This is a genomic window from Streptomyces sp. NPDC032126 (assembly GCF_055580085.1).
The window spans coordinates 825,892-844,654 of record NZ_JBVIMA010000002.1 but is presented as its reverse complement, the minus strand read 5'-3'; the positions used below and the strand labels follow the sequence as shown (position 1 = coordinate 844,654).

The following is an 18,763-nucleotide window of genomic DNA, read 5'->3' as shown; positions in this document are numbered from 1 at the left end:
TTGAGCGTGCGGTGCGGAGGTTACCCGGCCGCATCACGGCTGTTTCCCGCGAGGAACGCTGCCCTCAGCGGGGGCCGGGCGGGGATGTGAGGGTTCCCGGGGCCGGCGGGAGGGGGCGTGTGAGGGCACCCGTAGGGTCCTGACCATGCCCGACATACCCCTCGCCATGATCGCCCTCCTCTGTCTCGCCGCGCTCGCGGCCGGCTGGATCGACGCGGTGGTGGGCGGCGGCGGACTGCTGATGCTCCCGGTGCTCCTGCTGGGCCTCCCGGCCGGCACCCCAGCCGCGTGCAGCGGCTTCGTACGGGGTGTGCTGCTGGCGGTGGTGTTCTCGCTGGTGGCGAACCTGGCCTACCAGCAGTGGCCGGCGTGAGCGGTCCTGCGGTGGCTGACACTGGTCATCGTCGAGCGGCCGGTCTAGGGTGATCATGTGACTGCCGGGTCGGCCATGGGCCACACACGAGTGAGGCGCCCGGCCTCGGCGTGAGCACGAGGCGGGCCCGAGCCCCGCCCACCCCTCCGTGTCATCCCCGCGATACCCGCGAAGCCGAGACCCGGAGAAAGAGTCAGACATGTCACGCGACCAGCAGTCGCCGCACCCCGCCGAGCCCGCCGTCACGCGGATCGAGCTCAACCACACCGCCGTGTACGCCTCGGACCGGCGGCTGTCCGCCGAGTTCCTCGCCGCCGTCCTGGGACTGGAGGTGAGCGCGCCCTTCGGCCCGTTCCTCCCCGTCGACCTCGGCAACGGCGTCACGCTCGACTACTACGAGAAGCGCGACGAGCCGATCCAGTCGCAGCACTACGCGTTCCTCGTGCCCGACGCGCGGTTCGACGCGATGATCGCCCGGCTGGAAGCGCTCGGCGTCACCTACTACGCCGACCCCGGCCACACCGACCCCGGCCGGATCAACCGCCTCTTCGGCGGCCGGGGCGCCTATTTCGCCGACCCGGACGGCCACAACATGGAGATCATGACGCGCCCCTATCAGCGGCCCTGACGCACCGGCCTTGATGCGGCGGCGCTGACTCAGCAGCCCCTGGCTCAGTGCCCCCGACCCACCGCCCCCGACTCACCGGCTCCCCGTGAGATGCGCGAAGACGACCACGTTGCCCTGATAGCCCGTGGCCCGTGAGTAGCCGCCCCCGCAGGTGATCACCCGGAGTTCGGGGCGGGTGGCCGCGCCGTACACCGTGTCGTCGGGGAAGGCGTCCGCCCGGTACACCTCGACCGCGTCGACGGTGAACAGGGCGGTCGTCCCGTCGCGCCGGTCCACCTCGATCGCGGCGCCCTTCTTCAGCGCGCCGAGCGAGAAGAACACGGCGGGTCCGTCCGCGTTGTCGACATGGCCCGCGACGATCGCGGTGCCGGTCTCCCCGGGGCTGGTGCCCGCCTCGTACCAGCCGGCGAGGTTCTCCCGCCGCGCCGGCGGCACGTCGAGGCTGCCCGCCGGGGTCAGGCCCAGGCCGATCAGCGGGGCGTCCACCCGGATCGACGGGATACGGATGCGGTCCGGCGGGGAGGGCGGCAGCGCGGGCGCCGAGTGGGGATCGGTGCCGCCGGGGCGGGCCTCGGCGGCGGACGGCTGCGGCGGGGCGTGCGTCCCGGCGCCGCTGTGCAGCAGCCACGCGCCCGAGCACAGCGCGGTCACGGTGACGGCCGCTATGACGGTGTTGCCGACCTTGCGCATACCAGCCTCCTCGGGCCTCTCTTTGCCGCCCTCCTCCGCCTGGCAGCTGCACGCTCCCCCACGCTCGAACGTCGCTCGCGCGGGAGGTACCCCCGTCGCCCCCGCTCGGGCCGACCGGAAGGCCCCGTCGCTCGGAGCCGGCCAGATCCGAAAGAAAGGCCCTCGTGAGCCCGGTCCCCCTCCGGGCCGCGAGGGGCGTCGGACCCGGAGGGGGAGGGGACATGCGGTACCGGCGGACGGACAGCGGAGGGTGTCCGTCAGATCCCGTCGCCTCTCGCCCGGCGATGCAGGAGCCAGGTACCGCCCGCGGCGGCGACGGCGAGAGCCGCCACGCCGGCCGCGGTCTGCACGGGATCGGGGCCCAGAGCGCCACCGACCCCCGTCTTCACACTCCCCCTGGGATGCACCTGCTGGAGGTCCGCGGCCAGCGTCACCACCAGGTCCCCGCTGACCTCCCGGCCCCCCTCGGCGCACCGCGCGACGATCTCGTACGTCCCCGGCTGCGCGCCCGGCGGCACCCGGAACCCGCCGATCGCGTCGCCCTCGTGCGTGCTCGGCGCCAGCGTGAACCGGCCCGCGCCGACCGCGCCGGCGTCACCGTCGGCCGGAGCGCCGTCCCCGCACGCCGAGGTGTTCACCGTGACCTCACCGCCCGGGGCGGCCGTCGCGGGGTAGACCTCCAGGCTGCCGCTGTCCCCGGCGAGCGCGGGCGCGGCGACCCCGCCGACGGCGGCGACGGCGAGCGCGGTGCCGGTCAGCAGCCGGACGGTACGACGCATCGGTGCTCCCTTGACCGTTTCGGTGGTCCCTGCCCTCTTGAGGTAAGTCGCAGCGGGCCGGGCGCGCTTCCTGAGGGGGCGTCAGGATTGCGGTGAACGGGTGTCGTACGACGCCCCGGGCGCCCCTCGTTTCAGCAGGTCACCGCCGTACGGAAGGGGAGTCGAGGAAAGCCGCCGGAAGAGCCGGTGAACGGGTGACCGACGGTGAACGGGGTCCGGGGGCGAGGCGCCGGCCGGCGATCCTCATCGGCGCCGGTCCCGCCAGTCCCCGCTCTCGATGAGCTTGCCCCGCGTCCTCAGCCGGGCGGCCACCGCGGGCGCGGCGACGTACACCCAGGCGCGGACGGGGGGCCCGCCGCGCTCGGGGGTCACCTCCCGTACGACGCGCTCGTAGAGGTTGCGCGGGTCGCCCGCCCGGTACTCCTCCAGCCGGTCCAGCTCGCCGAGCAGGTCGTCGTACGCCGTCGGCAGCGCGGTGACCAGCTCCCCGGCGACCCGTCCGCCCGGCTCGTCCACCGCGTAGGGATAGCCGGGCCCGTCGTACAGCACCGCCCCGACCAGCAGTGCGGGCTCCTCGGAGCGGGTGCGGCCGCGCAGGAAGAGGTCGTGGTTGATCTCGCCGGGGCGGAGGGTGCCGTAGACGAAGAAGGGGAGTTCCGGGGGGTTCGGCGCGTTCACAGAAACGATTCTTTCCGGTGGTCGCATGCCCGCACACCCCCCACACCCTCACACTTCCCGGCCCGAAGGTGCTATGGACATGACATGTCATGGCCCCTTAAATCTCAGTCATCATCCGCGCCACCCCACGCGCCCCCACTGGCGCCTTCCCAAGGAGAGCGATGAGTCGGATACGGCTGCACGTCCGAGGATCCCGCCTCGCCACCGCCGGTATCGCCGCCACCACGGCCACCCTCCTGGCCGCCGCACTCTCTCCCGCCGCCGACGCGGCCGACAGACCGACCCGGGCCACCGCGCTCGGCAACGCCGCGTCGGCCGTCGCCGACCATGCCGCGAGCCTGGGCCTGACGGCCCTTCAGAGCACCACCGTCCGGGACGTCGTCATCGACCACGACGGCACCCAGCACGTGCGCTACGACCGCACCTACCGCCGACTCCCCGTACTCGGCGGCGACTTCGTGGTCCACCTCGCCGCCGACGGCACCTACCGGAGCGCCAACCGGGCCACCGGCCGCGCGATCTCGCTGTCGAGCATCACACCGACGGTCTCCGCGCCCAAGGCCGCCGACATCGCCGTGAACGCCCTGCGCGCCGTCCACCTCGGTGACGCCCTCAAGCAGGTCAAGGCCAAGCCTCAGCTGGTCGTCGACGCCCTGCACGGCACCCCGAGGCTGGCCTGGCGCACCAACGCCGTGGCGCTGGACTCGCTCGGCAACCCCGTCGCCCGCACGGTCCTGACCGACGCGCGCACCGGCGCCCAGGTCGACGCCTGGGACACCATCGAGACCGCCGCCGGCGACGGCGCGTCCCTGTACGGCGGCACGGTCCCGCTGGAGACGACCCTGTCGGGCTCGACGTACCAGCTGAAGGACCCGACCCGCGGCAACACCTACACCGGTGACGCCGCCAACAAGACCGACCTGTGCATCTTCGGCATCTGCTTCGTGCGGGCCCCCTCGACGGTCTTCACGGACGCCGACAACCACTGGGGGACCGGTGCCACCGCGGACCGCTCGTCGGCCGCCGTGGACGCGCAGTACGGAACGAACGTCACCTGGGACTACTACAAGAACGTCCACGGCCGCAACGGCATCGCCGGCGACGGCAAGGGCTCGTACAACCGCGTCCACTACGGCACCAACTACAACAACGCCTTCTGGGACGACAGCTGCTTCTGCATGACGTACGGCGACGGCGACGGCACGACCTTCGGGCCGCTGGTCGCGCTGGACGTCGCCGGCCACGAGATGTCCCACGGCGTGACGTCCAAGACGGCGGCGCTGACCTACTCGGGCGAGTCGGGCGGCCTGAACGAGGCCACCTCCGACATCTTCGGCTCGCTGGTGGAGTTCTACGCGGGCAACGCCTCCGACCCCGGTGACTACCTCATCGGCGAGAGGATCGTCCGCTCCGGCTTCGGCCGGGACGCCCTGCGGTACATGGACAAGCCGAGCAAGGACGGCAAGTCCGCCGACTACTGGAGCAGTTCGGTCGGCAACCTGGACGTCCACTACTCCTCCGGCGTGGCGAACCACTTCGCGTACCTGCTCGCGGAGGGCAGCGGCACCAAGACCGTCAACGGCGTCACCTACAACTCGCCCACGTACAACGGCTCCACGGTCACGGGCATCGGCCGGGACAAGCTGGGCAAGATCTGGTACCGCGCCCTCAGCGTCTACATGACGTCGTCCACGAACTACGCGGGCGCGCGCACGGCGACCCTGAACGCGGCGAAGGACCTCTACGGCGCGGGCAGCACCGAGTACAACGCGGTGGCGGCGGCCTGGAGCGCGGTCAACGTGAACTGACCGGCGGGACGCCGCGGTACCGGTGAGTAATCTCGCTTCCCCGGCCCATGGATCACCCGTTACGCTCCCTGCGCGCCCATCCGGCGCGAACAGGGGAAACCAGGGGTAACAGGGGGGACATGGCCGGGGAAGCCGACGCGCCCGTGAAGGGTCCGAACGTCGTGGTGCAGGTCGTCGCCGCACTGGTGGTGTGCGGGGCGCTCGCGGGCGGGCTGTGGGTGCTGCAGAAGAACAACACGGAGGGCGTCGACGCGGGCGGGCCGGCGGTCTGCTCGACGGACAAGAAGACCCCGGCGCCGGCGAAGCGCGTCTCCGGGGCGCAGCTGTGCACGGCGCTGAACCGCTCGGACCTGCCCGTGCTCCTCGGCACACCGCAGGATCACGCGCTCACCGCCCACGGCAGCGACGGCTCGGTCAAAATGGCGGGCGGCGCCGAGATCTACAGCCCCGAGTCGACCGTCCAGCTGGGCACGTACACCGTCGAGCTCTCGCGCTCCTACGACGAACTCCCGGTCGCCGGCTCGGAGAGACTGCTGAACGCCGCGCAGAAGAAGACGATCCTGGGCCACCCGGCGATCCTCTACACGGGCCAGACGATCGCCCTCCGCTTCAACCTCGGCGGCGGCAAGTCGGAGACCGGCCCCGGCGGCCTGACCCGCAGCCTGCTCATCGCCCCGGACCGGAAGGACAGCGGCGGCTCCTACGAGCTCGCCGTCTACCGCCAGGACGGCGGCCTGCCACCGGGCGACGAGACCGTACTCCGGCTGGCGGAACAGGTCCTCCCGACGCTACCGGGGTGGACGACAGCGGGCTGAACACCGAACACGCCGAAGGCCGGTGCCCCTTGGCGGGCGCCGGCCTTCGGCGTGTTCGGGCGGGTGGGTGTCAGGCCGCCAGTTCCGCCTCGCCCTTCTCCCGCGCGGCCGCCGGAGGCTCCGGCACCGCCGGGGTCTCCCGCGCCTCCGGCTCGGTGTCCCGCATCAGCGCGGTCGCCACGATCGCCGCCGCCAGTACGCCGATCGCGCTGAGGGTGAAGGTGGTCGACATCGAGGCGGTGAACGCCTCCCGGGCCGCCTGGACCAGGCCGGTGTCGCCGCCCGCCACCGCGATCGCGCCGGTGATGGACTCCTTGGCCGCGCCCGGGGCGTCGGACGGCATCCGGTCGGTGTAGCCGCTGGTGAGCAGGGAACCGAGGATCGCGATGCCGAGAGCGGTGCCGGACTGCTGAATGGTGTCGTTCAGGGCCGAGCCGACGCCCGCCTGCTCCGCCGGGATGGTGCCCATCAGCGCGCCCACCGCCGCCGGCATCGCCATGCCCGCGCCCAGGCCCAGCAGGCCCAGGGCGACCGCCGGGACGGAGAATCCGGAGTCCGCGTCGACGGTGGCGAGCAGACCGAAGCTCGCGGCCATCACCAGCATGCCGGACAGGATCACCCACCGATTGCCGATCTTCGCGGCGAGCTTGACGCCACCGCCGTTGCCGACGAGCGCGGTCAGGGCGAAGGGCAGGAAGGACAGGCCGGCCTTGACGGGGGAGTAGCCGAGGACGAACTGCAGGTACTGGGTGAGGACCAGGAGCAGACCGCCGTTGCCGATCTGGAGCAGGGCCAGCGAGAGCGAACCGCCGCTGAAGTTGCGGTGCTTGAAGAGGACCAGCGGGACCATCGGGGCCTTGGTGACGTTCTCCCACAGGACGAAGCCGGCCAGGGTCAGCAGGGCGACGGTCAGGGTGAGGGCCGAGCGGCCGCCGAACGCGCCGTGCTGCGGGATCTCGATGATCCACCACACCAGCGCGGTCATCCCGGCCGCCGACAGCACCGCGCCGAGCGGGTCCGCCTTCTGCCACGGCGCCTTCGACTCCGGCATCAGCAGCAGGGCCGCCGCGATGGCCAGCGCGACCACCGGCACATTGAGGAAGAAGATCGAGTGCCAGGAGAAGCGGGCGATGAGCACACCGCCCAGGACCGGGCTGCCGACCAGCCCCAGCATCGACACCGAACCCCACGCCGCCATCGCCTTGCCGCGCTCCTCCTCGTCGAAGACGGTGATGAGGATGGAGAGGGTGGAGGGCATGATCAGCGCACCGCCGACGCCCATCGCGACCCGCACCGCGATCACCTGACCGGGGTCGGTGCAGACGGTCGCCGCGAGCGAGGCCGCCCCGAAGAGCACCAGGCCGATCAGCATGATCTTGCGGCGGCCGAAGCGGTCGCCCAGGCTGCCGGAGGTGAGCAGCAGGCCGGCGAAGACCAGGATGTAGGAGTCCAGGATCCACTGGGTGTCCTGGGCGCTCGCCCCGATGTCCGCGGTCATGGAGGGGACGGCGACGGTCAGCGCCATGCTGTCGATGGTCAGGACCAGGGTGCTCAGGCAGAGCACGATCAGGATCCACCAGCGGCGCGGATGACGGGTTTCCATGGGTGCCCCCTCGTGGGTTGCGCACACTGTTCCGTGTGCTGCGTACGGTGTTCCGTTCGTTGCGAACACTGTACGCGCAGAGGAACAGTGTTCGCAATAGTCGATCTGTGTACGCTGGACGCGCACGCCGTACGCAGAGTCGGCGCGTCCGTCCGCAGAGCCAGAGGGAGTGCCCATGACCGCCAAGGCCCAGCAGCCGAACCCGATCCCCTCCGTGTGGGCCCGCCCCCGGCGCGAGCCCGACCAGCCCGCGCTCAGCCGGAACGCGATCGTGCGCGAGGCCATCGCGATGCTCGACGCCGACGGAGTGGAGGCGCTGAGCATGCGCAAGCTCGGCGCCCGCCTCAACGCCGGCGCGACCTCCCTCTACCGGCACGTCGCCACCAAGGACGAGCTGATGGAGCTGGCCGTGGACGAGGTCGCCGCCGAGATCCATGTGCCGCCGGCCGGCGGGGCCGACTGGCGCGCGGCCGTCACCGAGGCCGCCGTGTCCTTCCGCTCGACGGCCCTGCGCCACCCCTGGCTGTCCTCGGTCCTCGGCCAGGCGGGCCTCGCCTATCTGGGCCCCAACCTCATGGCGTACTCGGAGCGGCTGGCGGCCCTGTTCGCGGCGGCCGGGTTCCCGGAGCCGAGCGCCGCGATCGACGCCGTGCTGTCGTACGTGATCGGGATGAGCACCACCGAGGCCGCCTGGCTCCTCACGGTCGCCCGCTCCGGCGAGACGGAGGCCGACTTCATCGCCCGGCTGCTGCCCGCCGCCCAGGAGGCCGCCGCCGGTCACGAGCACCTGGCCCAGGGCTACGCGGCGACCGAGCCGGTGGCCACCACCGACCCCGCCGCCCTGCGTGACGCGAAGTTCACCCAGGCCCTGGAGATCGTCCTCGACGGCCTCGCCCTCCGCCTGCCGAAGTAGCGGCCTACGGCGTCGCCCTCTCGACCCGTACCGCGCACACCTTGAACTCCGGCATCCGTGAGGTCGGGTCCAGTGCAGGGTTGGTCAGGGTGTTGGCGCGGCCCTCGCCCGGCCAGTGGAACGGCATGAACACCGTGTCGGGGCGGATCCCCGTGGTGATCCGGGCCGGCGCCACCGCCCGCCCGCGCCGCGACACCACGGCCAGCGGGTCGCCCTCGGCCGCCCCGAGCCGTGCCGCGAGCCGCGGGTGCAGCTCGACGAAGGGGCCCGGCGCGGCGGCGTTCAGCTCGGCCACGCGGCGTGTCTGGGCGCCGGACTGGTACTGGGCCACGACCCGCCCGGTGGTCAGCAGCACCGGGTACTCCTCGTCGGGTTCCTCCGCGACGGCCCGATGCGCGACCGGCACGAACCGGGCCCGACCGTCCGACGTGGCGAACCGGTCGAGGAAGAGGCGGGGAGTGCCGGGGTGGACGGCGGCACCTGCGTCTGCGCCGCCTGCATCCGCGTCGCCTTCCGCTTCGTCCCGAGTGCCCCCTGTATCGACCCCACCGCTCGCCGGGCACGGCCAGAACACCCCGTTCTCCCGCGCGAGCCTGCCGTAGGTGATCCCCGAGTAGTCGGCGACCCCGCCCGCGCTGGCCCGCCGCAGCTCGTCGAAGACCTCCTCGGGGTCGGTCGGGAAGCCCTTCTCCACGCCGAGCCGTGCCGCCAGCTCGTGCAGGACCTCCAGGTCGCTGCGGACCCCCTCCGGCGGGGTGATCGCCCGCTGCCGCAGCAGCACACGCCCCTCCAGGCTGGTCGTCGTGCCCGTCTCCTCCGCCCACTGCGTGACGGGCAGCACGACGTCGGCGAGCTCGGCCGTCTCCGACAGCACCACGTCGCACACCGCGAGGAAGTCCAGCGCCCGCAGCCGCTCCTCCACATGGGCGGCGCGCGGCGCCGACACCACCGGGTTGGAGCCCATCAGCAGCAGGGACCTGATGTCGGTGCCCAGCGCGTCCAGCAGCTCGTAGGCGCTGCGCCCCGGCCCCGGCAGGGAGTCCGGGTCCACGCCCCACACCTCGGCGACGTGCCGCCGCGCGTCCGGGTCGTCCAGCTTGCGGTAGCCGGGCAACTGGTCGGCCTTCTGGCCGTGTTCGCGCCCACCCTGCCCGTTGCCCTGCCCGGTCAGACAGCCGTATCCGGACAGCGGCCGCCCGGCCCGCCCGGTCGCCAGGCACAGGTTGATCCACGCGCCGACGGTGTCCGTGCCCTTGGACTGCTGCTCGGGCCCGCGCGCGGTGAGCACCATCGCGGCCTCGGGCTCACAGAACATCCTTACCGCTTCCCGCAGTTGGGGCACGGACACGCCGGTGATCCGCTCCACGTACTCCGGCCAGTGCGCCATCGCGGCGGCCCGCGTCTCCTCCCAGCCGCTGGTGCGCTCCTGGATGTACGCCTCGTCGGTGCGGCCCTCGGCCACCACCAGGTGCAGCAGGCCGAGCGCCAGGGCGAGGTCGGTGCCGGGCCGGGGCGCCAGATGCAGGTCGGCCTGCTCGGCGGTCCGGGTGCGGCGCGGGTCGACGACGATCAACGTGCCGCCGTTCTCGCGCAGTTCGGTGAAGTAGCGCAGGGCGGGCGGCATGGTCTCGGCGAGGTTGGACCCGACGAGGATCACGCATCCGGTGCGCGGGATGTCCTCCAGCGGGAAGGGCAGTCCGCGGTCCAGCCCGAACGCCTTGATGCCGGCGGCCGCGGCGGACGACATACAGAAGCGGCCGTTGTAGTCGATCTGCGAGGTACCGAGCACGACCCGGGCGAACTTGCCGAGGCCGTACGCCTTCTCATTGGTCAGCCCGCCCCCGCCGAACACGCCCAGCGCGTCCGGCCCGTGCTGTGCGCGCACCCGCGCGAGCTCCCCGGCGATCCGGTCCAGTGCCTCGTCCCAGGTGGCCGACACCAGCGTGCCGGCGTCGGAGCGCACCAACGGGGAGGTCAGCCGCACCTGTGACGAGAGCACCGCCGGCGCCGTACGGCCCTTGCCGCACAGCGCGCCCCGGTTCACCGGGAAGTCCGCGCGCTCGCGCACCTCGACGCCCCCTTCCCGCGCGGGCGTGAGATTCATTCCGCACTGCAGGGCGCAGTACGGGCAGTGGGTGGGCGTCGAGGTGCTCTGCATACGGCTCAGCGTGCTTCGGCCGTGTTACGCGGGGCTCGATGGCCTGTTACGGCGGTGTGGTGATGCCCTCTTCGCGGGGGTCGGGGCGACGTGAGGCGCGGAGGACCGGGCGACCCCTCTATGACGCCAGGGCGACTCGAGGCACGCAGAACCCCGCCTCAGTCGCCGCCGACCGCCCCCCGGGTTGCCGCTGTGACGGAAGCCGCCACACGTGACTCATTCCGTGTCGCTAGTTGGCCGGTCACAGACCGTTGAGTGTTGAAGAACCGCCGCTACAGTCGAACGGCGATAGACCCCGCACGGCGTTCGAAATCCCGGGCATGCCGCCGCCCTCGGCCATGTCACCCGCCCCTCGAACCAGCCTGGAGGTCCCCCCGAATGCCTCTGCGCCACCTCACCCCCCACGATCAGCGGCTGTTCACGCGCTACGGCCACGGCCCCACCGTCCGCGTCCCCGACCCGCTGATCCACCACGCCGTCGCACGGCACGCGGCGACCGCCCCGTACGACCTGGCCGCCGAACACCAGGGCGCCACCCTCACCTACGGCGAGCTCGACCGCCGCGCCGACGCCCTCGCCGCCCGCCTCGTCCGCGAGGGCGTCCGGCCCGGTGACCACGTCGGCCTCTTCGTCCGCCGTTCCCTGCCGATGCTCGTCGGTCTGCTCGGCGTCCTGAAGGCGGGCGCCGCCTACGTCCCCCAGGACATCGGCCAGGCGCCCCCGGCCCAGCTCGGCCATGTGATCCGCACCGCGCGCACCCGGATCGTCCTCACCCAGGCCGAGTACGCCGCCCGCGTCCCGCTGCCCGCCGGCCATCTCCTGATCACGCTCGACGAGCCGCTGCCGTACGACCCCGTGCCCCTGCCGGATCCGGCCCCCGGCGACGGCTGCTACGTCCTGTTCACCTCGGGCACCACCGGCCGCCCCAACGGTGTGAAGGTCACCCACCGCAACGTCGCCAACATCCTGCTCACCGAGCCCGGCGGCCTCGGCCTGCGCCCCGGCGACCGGGTGGCCCACCTCCTCAACGTGGCCTTCGACATGGCCGCCTGGGAGATCCTCGGGGCCCTCACGCACGGCGCCACGCTCGTCGTGCGCGGCGGTGACATCGCCGCGGCCGCCCGCACCGCCACCGTGCTGATCGCCACGCCGACCGTGCTGTCCGGCATCGATCCGGCGGCCTGCCCGCGCGTGCGGGCCGTCGCCGTCGCGGGGGAGCCCTGCCCGCGCCCGCTGGCCGATCGCTGGGCCCGGCGGGCGGCGTTCCACAACTGCTGCGGCCCGACCGAGACGACCATCGTCAACACGATGAGTCGCCACGACCCCGCCGACCCGCTGCTCACCATCGGCCGCCCCACCCCCAACAACACCGTCTACGTCCTCGACGCCGACCGCAGGCCCCTGCCCATCGGCGAGACCGGCGAGATGTGGGCGGGCGGCGACTGCGTCTCGGCCGGCTATCTCGGCGACGACGCCCTCAACGCCGAGCGGTACGCCCCCGATCCCTTCCTCGGCGGCGGCCGGCGCATGTTCCGCACCCGTGACCTCGGCCGCTGGACCCCCGACGGCCGCCTCGAACACCTCGGCCGCACCGACGACCAGGTCAAGGTGCGCGGCTTCCGCGTCGAACTCGACTCGGTGTCCTCGGTGCTGGAGCGGCTGCCGGGCTGTTCGCGCGCGGTGACCCTGAAGCGCGACGACCGCAGCCTGGTGTCCTTCGTCAGCCCCGCCGACGTCGACCCCGAGGCGGCCCGCCGGGCGGTCGCCGACGCGCTGCCGTACTACTGTGTCCCCGAAGATGTCATGACCCTGACATCACTGCCGGAGACCGACCGCGGGAAGATCGACAAGCAGGCGCTGCTGAGGCTCGCCCGGGAGCGCACGGCGGTGGCCCGATGACCACCTCACTCCAGCGCGGGGCCACCGAGCTGCCCCCGCTGACCTCCGGCCCCCGCCGCCTGCTCAAACACCGCCACCTGATGCACTACAACCGCCTGGCCGCCCTCGTCCTGCTGGCCAACCTCGGCTTCTTGTACGCCCGTTGGCCGCTCTCCGCCGAGACCTGCGGTCACGCCGCCCTCGCCGACCTCGCGCTCGCCGTCCTGATCCGCCAGCAGTACGTCATCAACCTGCTGTTCCGGCTGGCGACCTCGGCCCCGACGAGCTGGCCGCTGCGGGTGCGCTGGACGCTCGGCAAGGTCTACCACTTCGGCGGGCTGCACGTGGGCGGCGCACTGGCCGGCACGGCGTGGTTCGTGGCGTCGGCGGCCGGGGCGGCCGGCGACCCGGTCCGCACGGCGGTCGACGGGACCCTCGTCGCCGTGCTCGCCGTCGTCGTCGCCACCGCCCTCCCACCCTTCCGCGCCCGCCACCACGACCACTTCGAGAGGATCCACCGCTACGGCGGCTGGAGCGCGCTCGCCCTCTTCTGGGCGCACACCCTGCTCGCCACCCCCGGCCCGGTCCCGGTGACCGTCCTCGCCGTGGTCACCCTCAGCGTGGCGCTCCCCTGGCTGCGGCTGCGCAAGGTGGCCGTCCGCCTCGAACGCCCCTCCCCGCACGTCGCGCTGGCCCGCTTCGACTACGGCGAGACCCCCTTCGCCGGCTCCTCGACCGCGATCAGCCGCAGCCCCCTCAAGGAGTGGCACTCCTTCGCGAACGTCCCCGAGCCCGGACGGTCCGGCTTCCGGCTCACCATCTCGCGGGCCGGGGACTGGACGGGCGCCTTCATCGACGACCTGCCCGCCCGGGTCTGGGTGAAGGGCATCACCACCGCCGGCGTCGCCAACATCGAGGTGCTGTTCACCAAGGTGGTCTACGTCGCCACCGGCAGCGGCATCGGCCCCTGCCTGCCCCATCTGCTCGCCGCCCAGGTGCCCGCGCGCCTCGTCTGGGCGACCCGCGACCCCCGCGCCACCTACGGCGACGCCCTCGTCGACGAGATCCTCACCGCCCAGCCACACGCCCTCGTCTGGGACACCTCCGCCCACGGCAAGCCCGACATGGTCGCGCTCGCGTACGCCGCGTACCGCGACTTCGGCGCCGAGGCGGTCATCTGCATCTCCAACAAGAAGCTGACCTGGCAGGTCGTCCAGGGCCTGGAGCGGCGCGGCATTCCGGCGTACGGCGCGATCTGGGACTCGTAGCACCCGGGAGGAACCATGAACAACCTCGAACTGGAGCGGGACGGCCGGGTCGTGACCGTCCGTCTGCACCGCCCGCACGTCCTCAACGCGCTGAACGCCGAGCTGCTCACCGAACTGCTCGCCGTCCTGCGCCCCCTGGACGACGACCCCGATGTCGGCTGCCTCGTGGTCACCGGCTCCGAGCGGGCCTTCGCGGCCGGCGCCGACATCCGCGAGATGGCCGGCCGGTCGGCCGTGGACATGGCGGCCGACGACTACTTCGCCGCGTGGGAGGACTTCGCCGGCCTGCGCACCCCGAAGATCGCCGCCGTGCGCGGGGTCGCGCTGGGCGGCGGCTGCGAACTGGCGATGATGTGCGACCTGGTGATCGCGGGGGAGTCGGCGGTCTTCGGCCAGCCGGAGATCAGGCTCGGGGTGATCCCCGGCATCGGCGGCACCCAGCGGCTGACCCGCCTCGTCGGCCGCGCCAAGGCCATGGACCTGGTCCTCACCGGCCGCACGATGGACGCCCGCGAGGCGGAGACCTCCGGCCTCGTCTCCCGCGTGGTCCCGGACGAGGAGGTCCTGCCGGAGGCCCTGCGCACGGCGGCCACGATCGCCTCCTACGGCCGCGCCGCCGTCCGCGCGGCCCGCGAGTGTGTGGACCGCGCCCTGGAGACCGGCCTGCGCGACGGCGTCCGCTACGAACGCCGCGTCTTCCACGCCCTGTTCGCGACCGAGGACCAGAAGGAGGGAATGACCGCCTTCCTCGAAAAACGCGCACCGAAGTTCACCGGGCGCTAGCCGTGGCGTGCCGGACTCCCTGTTCCTTCGGCCCGAGGAAACGGGGGTCCGGCTCGAAGACCGCGTCCACGGCCGCCTTGCCGGCCGCGAAGATCTCCCGGGCGCCCCCGTAGTACCAGGTCACATCGTGCTTGGCGTCGACCGCCACCCCGTAGGAGTCGACCCCCGCCGCCTCGCACAGCGCGACCGCCCGCCGGATGTGGAAGCCCTGGCTGATCAGCACGGCCCGGTCCACCCCGAAGATCTTCTTCGCCCGCACACAGGAGTCCCAGGTGTCGAACCCCGCGTAGTCGCTGACGATCCGCCGGTCCGGCACCCCGTGCTTCACCAGGTACGCGCGCATCGCGTCGGGCTCGTCGTACTCCTCGCGGCTGTTGTCCCCGGTGACGAGGACGACCTCGATCCGCCCCGCCCGGTACAGCTCGGCCGCCGCGTCCAGCCGGTGCGCGAGATACGGCGACGGCTCCCCGTCCCACAACCCCGCGCCGAAGACCACGGCCACCTGGGTGCGCGGCGCGCCCCCCGTCGTGCCGATCCGGTCCGCCGTGGACACGAAGAGCCAGGTCGACGGCAACAGCGCGAGCACACACCCGGCCATCACGCCCTGCACCAGCCGGCGCCACCCGGCACGCGTGCGTGGCAGACGTGGTCGACGGATGTTCATGAGGTGCCCTTCGGATCGATCTCCCCTACGTCCCCTACGACCTGGGAAGACGCGGTGCGGGGGAACATGGTTTCGACACCGCGCAGCGCGCACCTCACACCGCGCACCTCACACCGCGCCCCCCGCTTCCGTGAACCGACGGAAAACAGGCGTGACGGTCGGGCAACGGGGGTGCAACCTCGCGGCGGCAGGATGCTCCCATGACCCAGCACAGCCTCGCCCGGCTCGACGGCCGCCGGCGCCCCGGCCCGCCCGCGCTGGTCGTGGTGGCCCACGGCAGCCGCGACCCGCGCGCGCTGGCCACCGTGCGCGCCCTCCTCGACCGCGTCCGCGCACAGCGCCCCGGCCTGCCGGTCCACCTCGGCCACATCGAGCTCAACGAGCCCCTGCTGACCGACACCCTGGCCGGCCTGGACGCCCGCGGCACGACCGACGCGGTCCTCGTGCCCCTGCTGCTGGGCCGGGGCTACCACGTGAAGCGGGACATCCCCGAGATGGCGGCGACCGCACGGGTACGCACGCGCGTGGCGGGCGCGCTCGGCCCGCACCCTCTCCTGGTGGACATCCTCCACACCCGGCTCATCGAGGCGGGCTGGCGCACCCCCATGACACCGGCCGAGCGCAGGACGACGGCCGTGGTCCTCGCCGCGGCGGGCTCCCGCGACCCGGAGAGCACGGCGGACACCGACCTCACGGCCCGCCTTCTGGCGAGACGACTCGGCGTCCCCGTCCTCCCCGCCTACGCCTCGGCGGCGACCCCGACGGTCCCCGAGGCGGTACGCCGGCTGGCGGCGCGGGGCAGGCACCGGGTGGCGGTGGCGTCCTGCTTCACGGCCCCGGGCCGCTTCGCGACCCAGTGCGCGCGAGAGGCGCCGTGGCTGGCGTCGGCGCCTCTGGGAGCGGACGCGCGGATGGCCGAGCTGGTCCTGCACCGCTACGACCGGAGCCTGGCGGCGGGGGACAACAGCAACGCCGCTTAGGGTCATTTGTCAGTGCCGCACCGTACTGTCGACCCATGGGCACCTCGTACGACGAATCCGCCACCGACCGCTGGGCCCCGGAGCCCGACAAACGCCCAGGCCGCACAGCCTTCCAGCGCGACCGCGCCCGCATCCTGCACAGCGCCGCCCTGCGCCGCCTCGCCGGAAAGACCCAGGTCGTCACCCCGGGTGCGCGAGGCCACGCCTGGGACGCCAGCCCGCGCACGCGCCTCACCCACTCCCTGGAGTGCGCCCAGGTCGGCCGCGAGCTGGGCGCCGCCCTCGGCTGCGACCCCGACCTGGTCGAGGCGGCCTGCCTCGCGCACGACCTCGGCCACCCCCCGTTCGGCCACAACGGCGAGCAGGCCCTGGACGACTTCGCCCAGGACTGCGGCGGCTTCGAGGGGAACGCCCAGTCCCTCAGGCTCCTCACCCGCATCGAGCCCAAGCGCTTCACCCCGGAGGGCTCCGTCGGCCTCAACCTCACCCGGGCCACCCTGGACGCCGCCACCAAGTACCCCTGGCCGCGCGGCGCCCACCCCACCGACCCCGCGTCGCGCAAGTTCGGCGTCTACGAGGACGACCGCCCGGTGTTCGACTGGGTCCGCAAGGAGGCCCCCGGCACGCGCACCTGCTTCGAGGCGCAGGTCATGGACTGGTCGGACGACGTGGCGTACTCGGTGCACGACGTCGAGGACGGTCTGCACGCCGGCCACATCGACCCCAACCTCCTGCACGCCGAGCCGGAGCGCCAGGCGGTCTTCGCCGTGGCCGTCGGCCGCTATGTGCCCGCCGACACGGACCCGGCGGAGCTCGCCGAGGCCCTCGACCGCCTCCAGGACCAGGAGTGGTGGCCGCACGGGTACGACGGCACGGCGGTCGCCCAGGCCCGCCTGAAGGACGCCACCAGCCAGCTCATCGGCCGCTTCTGCCTCGCCGCGGAGGCCGCCACGCGCGCGCGATGGGGCTCGGGCCGCCTCACCCGCTACGGCGCCGAACTCGTCGTACCGCGCGAGACCCGGCTGGAGTGCGCGGTCCTCAAGGCCGTCGCCGACCGGTACGTCATGCAGCGCGCCGAGCAGGAGCTGCTCCGCGCCGACCAGCGGATCGTGATCAGCGAGCTGGCCGAGGCGCTCACCGCGCGCGCTCCCGACGGCCTCGACCCGCAGTTCCGCGCGCTGTTCGACACCGCGCCCGACGACCGTTCCCGCAAGCGGGTGATCGTGGACCAGATCGCGTCCCTCACCGACGCCTCGGCCCGCTCCCTTCACGCCCGTCTGACGGTCCGCGCGTGACACGGGGGCGAGCGAGGGCGCCGACGGCCCGGACGCGCAGCCAAACGGGCCCCAATGTGACACTCCGTGGCCTGATCGGGCCACTCCCTCTTCCCCCATCACGCTGCGTGCGGGACGCTCGCTTGTGGCGGCACGTTCACGAGGAGGCATCAAGTGGTCGACGCGGATCAGACATTCGTCATCGTCGGAGGTGGCCTGGCCGGTGCCAAGGCGGCCGAGACGCTCCGGGCGGAGGGCTTCACCGGCCGCGTGATACTGATCTGCGACGAGCGTGACCACCCCTACGAGCGACCGCCGCTCTCCAAGGGCTTTCTGCTCGGCAAGGAGAGCCGCGAGAGCGTCTTCGTGCACGAGCCCGCGTGGTACGCGCGCAACGACATCGAGCTGCACCTGGGCCAGACGGTCGACGCGATCGACCGGGCCGCCAAGACCGTCCGCTTCGGCGACGACGGCACCCTCGCCCACTACGACAAGCTGCTGATCGCCACCGGCGCCGAGCCGCGCCGCCTGGACATCCCGGGCACGGATCTCGCGGGCGTCCACCATCTGCGCCGTCTCGCGCACGCGGAGCGCCTCAAGGGCGTCCTGTCGCACCTCGGCCGGGACAACGGGCACATCGTGATCGCGGGCGCCGGCTGGATCGGCCTGGAGGTCGCGGCGGCGGCCCGTGAGTACGGCGCGGAGGTGACCGTCGTCGAGCCGGAGCCGACCCCGCTGCACGGCGTCCTCGGGCCCGAGCTGGGCGAGCTCTTCGCCGAGCTGCACCGCGACCACGGCGTGCGCTTCCACTTCGGGGTCCGGCTCACGGAGATCGTCGGCCAGGACGGCATGGTGCTGGCCGCCCGCACCGACGACGGCGAGGAGCATCCGGCGCACGACGTCCTCGCGGCGATCGGCGCGGCCCCGCGCATCGGCCTCGCGAAGGAGGCCGGCCTGGAGATCGCCGACCGGTCGTACGGCGGGGGCATCGTCGTGGACGAGCGGCTGCGCACCTCCGACCCCGACATCTACGCGGCCGGGGACGTGGTGTCCTTCCCGCACGCCCTGTTCGACACCCGGCTGAGGGTGGAGCACTGGGCCAACGCGCTCAACGGCGGCCCGGCCGCGGCCCGCGCGATGCTCGGCAAGGACGTCACCTACGACCGCGTGCCCTACTTCTTCACCGACCAGTACGACCTGGGGATGGAGTACAGCGGCTGGGCGCCGCCCGGGTCGTACGACCAGGTGGTGATCCGCGGGGACGCCGGGAAGCGGGAGTTCATCGCGTTCTGGGTGAAGGACGGCAGAGTGCTGGCCGGGATGAACGTGAACGTGTGGGACGTCACAGAGACGATCCAGAAGCTGATCGGCTCCCGGACCCGCGTAAACACCGAGGAATTGGCGGACCCGCACATTCCGCTCGAAAACCTCGCATCTTGAGTGTCGGTCCACCCCCGTGCTGCAATTCCCG

The 18,763-nt window shown here is 72.9% G+C and carries 16 protein-coding genes and 1 pseudogene; 11 read left to right on the top strand and 6 right to left on the bottom strand.

Annotation, left to right across the window (positions count from 1 at the left end):
* Positions 1-145 precede the first annotated feature (145 nt).
* Both ACZ5NW_RS12305 and ACZ5NW_RS12300 read left to right on the top strand, forming a co-directional pair.
* A pseudogene (locus ACZ5NW_RS12305) lies at positions 146-289 on the top strand (sulfite exporter TauE/SafE family protein); the annotation flags it as partial.
* Positions 290-572: 283 nt separating this feature from the next.
* Positions 573-1,001 carry a VOC family protein gene (locus tag ACZ5NW_RS12300; RefSeq protein ID WP_468743738.1) on the top strand — a complete coding sequence of 143 codons (429 nt, stop codon included), beginning with the start codon at positions 573-575 and terminating at the stop codon, positions 999-1,001.
* 72 nt (positions 1,002-1,073) lie between these two features.
* Here the strand turns inward: ACZ5NW_RS12300 and ACZ5NW_RS12295 are convergent, their stop codons facing one another.
* The 3 genes from ACZ5NW_RS12295 to ACZ5NW_RS12285 all read right to left on the bottom strand — a co-directional run bounded on the left by ACZ5NW_RS12295 (position 1,074) and on the right by ACZ5NW_RS12285 (position 3,148).
* Positions 1,074-1,691 carry a class F sortase gene (locus ACZ5NW_RS12295; RefSeq protein WP_468743737.1) on the bottom strand — a complete coding sequence of 206 codons (618 nt, stop codon included), beginning with the start codon at positions 1,689-1,691 and terminating at the stop codon, positions 1,074-1,076.
* Positions 1,692-1,948: 257 nt separating this feature from the next.
* A complete protein-coding gene (locus ACZ5NW_RS12290) occupies positions 1,949-2,470 on the bottom strand; it encodes a hypothetical protein (RefSeq protein WP_468743736.1) in 522 nt (173 codons plus the stop codon).
* A gap of 243 nt (positions 2,471-2,713) precedes the next feature.
* Positions 2,714-3,148 carry a gamma-glutamylcyclotransferase family protein gene (locus ACZ5NW_RS12285; RefSeq protein WP_468743735.1) on the bottom strand — a complete coding sequence of 145 codons (435 nt, stop codon included), beginning with the start codon at positions 3,146-3,148 and terminating at the stop codon, positions 2,714-2,716.
* Between the two features lie 161 nt (positions 3,149-3,309).
* Between ACZ5NW_RS12285 and ACZ5NW_RS12280 the strand changes: the two genes are divergently transcribed.
* Positions 3,310-4,956, top strand: a complete 1,647-nt coding sequence (locus tag ACZ5NW_RS12280; RefSeq protein WP_468743734.1) for a M4 family metallopeptidase — start codon at positions 3,310-3,312, stop codon at positions 4,954-4,956.
* Positions 4,957-5,075: 119 nt separating this feature from the next.
* Positions 5,076-5,771, top strand: a complete 696-nt coding sequence (locus ACZ5NW_RS12275) for a DUF6215 domain-containing protein (RefSeq protein ID WP_468743733.1) — start codon at positions 5,076-5,078, stop codon at positions 5,769-5,771.
* Between the two features lie 70 nt (positions 5,772-5,841).
* Here the strand turns inward: ACZ5NW_RS12275 and ACZ5NW_RS12270 are convergent, their stop codons facing one another.
* Complete coding sequence (locus tag ACZ5NW_RS12270; protein ID WP_468743732.1) at positions 5,842-7,374, bottom strand: MFS transporter; 1,533 nt, start codon at positions 7,372-7,374, stop codon at positions 5,842-5,844.
* A gap of 175 nt (positions 7,375-7,549) precedes the next feature.
* On the opposite strand from ACZ5NW_RS12270, the gene ACZ5NW_RS12265 reads away from it, so the two are divergent.
* Positions 7,550-8,287 carry a TetR/AcrR family transcriptional regulator gene (locus ACZ5NW_RS12265; RefSeq protein WP_468743731.1) on the top strand — a complete coding sequence of 246 codons (738 nt, stop codon included), beginning with the start codon at positions 7,550-7,552 and terminating at the stop codon, positions 8,285-8,287.
* Positions 8,288-8,291: 4 nt separating this feature from the next.
* On the opposite strand, the gene ACZ5NW_RS12260 is transcribed toward ACZ5NW_RS12265, so the two are convergent.
* Positions 8,292-10,445, bottom strand: coding sequence for a molybdopterin oxidoreductase family protein (locus ACZ5NW_RS12260; RefSeq protein WP_468743730.1), 2,154 nt, complete (start codon positions 10,443-10,445; stop codon positions 8,292-8,294).
* Positions 10,446-10,823: 378 nt separating this feature from the next.
* On the opposite strand from ACZ5NW_RS12260, the gene ACZ5NW_RS12255 reads away from it, so the two are divergent.
* Genes ACZ5NW_RS12255 through ACZ5NW_RS12245 form a run of 3 tightly spaced genes read left to right on the top strand, consistent with a single transcriptional unit; the run spans position 10,824 to position 14,374 of the window.
* A complete protein-coding gene (locus tag ACZ5NW_RS12255; protein WP_468743729.1) occupies positions 10,824-12,344 on the top strand; it encodes an amino acid adenylation domain-containing protein in 1,521 nt (506 codons plus the stop codon).
* Complete coding sequence (locus tag ACZ5NW_RS12250) at positions 12,341-13,591, top strand: ferredoxin reductase domain-containing protein (protein ID WP_468743728.1); 1,251 nt, start codon at positions 12,341-12,343, stop codon at positions 13,589-13,591. The genes ACZ5NW_RS12255 and ACZ5NW_RS12250 overlap by 4 nt, the downstream gene beginning before the upstream one ends.
* 15 nt (positions 13,592-13,606) lie before the next feature.
* Positions 13,607-14,374 carry an enoyl-CoA hydratase-related protein gene (locus ACZ5NW_RS12245; RefSeq protein WP_468743727.1) on the top strand — a complete coding sequence of 256 codons (768 nt, stop codon included), beginning with the start codon at positions 13,607-13,609 and terminating at the stop codon, positions 14,372-14,374.
* Here ACZ5NW_RS12245 and ACZ5NW_RS12240 read toward each other — a convergent pair.
* The gene (locus ACZ5NW_RS12240; RefSeq protein ID WP_468743726.1) at positions 14,361-15,038 is read right to left on the bottom strand and encodes a SanA/YdcF family protein; all 678 of its coding nucleotides are present in this window, start codon (positions 15,036-15,038) and stop codon (positions 14,361-14,363) included. The two genes, ACZ5NW_RS12245 and ACZ5NW_RS12240, sit on opposite strands and share 14 nt — an antisense overlap.
* Before the next feature lie 200 nt (positions 15,039-15,238).
* Here ACZ5NW_RS12240 and ACZ5NW_RS12235 point away from each other — a divergent pair, with 200 nt between their 5' ends.
* The 3 genes from ACZ5NW_RS12235 to ACZ5NW_RS12225 all read left to right on the top strand — a co-directional run bounded on the left by ACZ5NW_RS12235 (position 15,239) and on the right by ACZ5NW_RS12225 (position 18,732).
* Positions 15,239-16,018: a sirohydrochlorin chelatase gene (locus tag ACZ5NW_RS12235; RefSeq protein WP_468743725.1), complete on the top strand. Its 780-nt coding sequence runs from the start codon at positions 15,239-15,241 to the stop codon at positions 16,016-16,018.
* A gap of 35 nt (positions 16,019-16,053) precedes the next feature.
* Positions 16,054-17,313, top strand: coding sequence for a deoxyguanosinetriphosphate triphosphohydrolase (locus ACZ5NW_RS12230; protein WP_468743724.1), 1,260 nt, complete (start codon positions 16,054-16,056; stop codon positions 17,311-17,313).
* Between the two features lie 153 nt (positions 17,314-17,466).
* A complete protein-coding gene (locus ACZ5NW_RS12225) occupies positions 17,467-18,732 on the top strand; it encodes an NAD(P)/FAD-dependent oxidoreductase (protein WP_468743723.1) in 1,266 nt (421 codons plus the stop codon).
* The last annotated feature ends 31 nt before the right edge of the window (positions 18,733-18,763 follow it).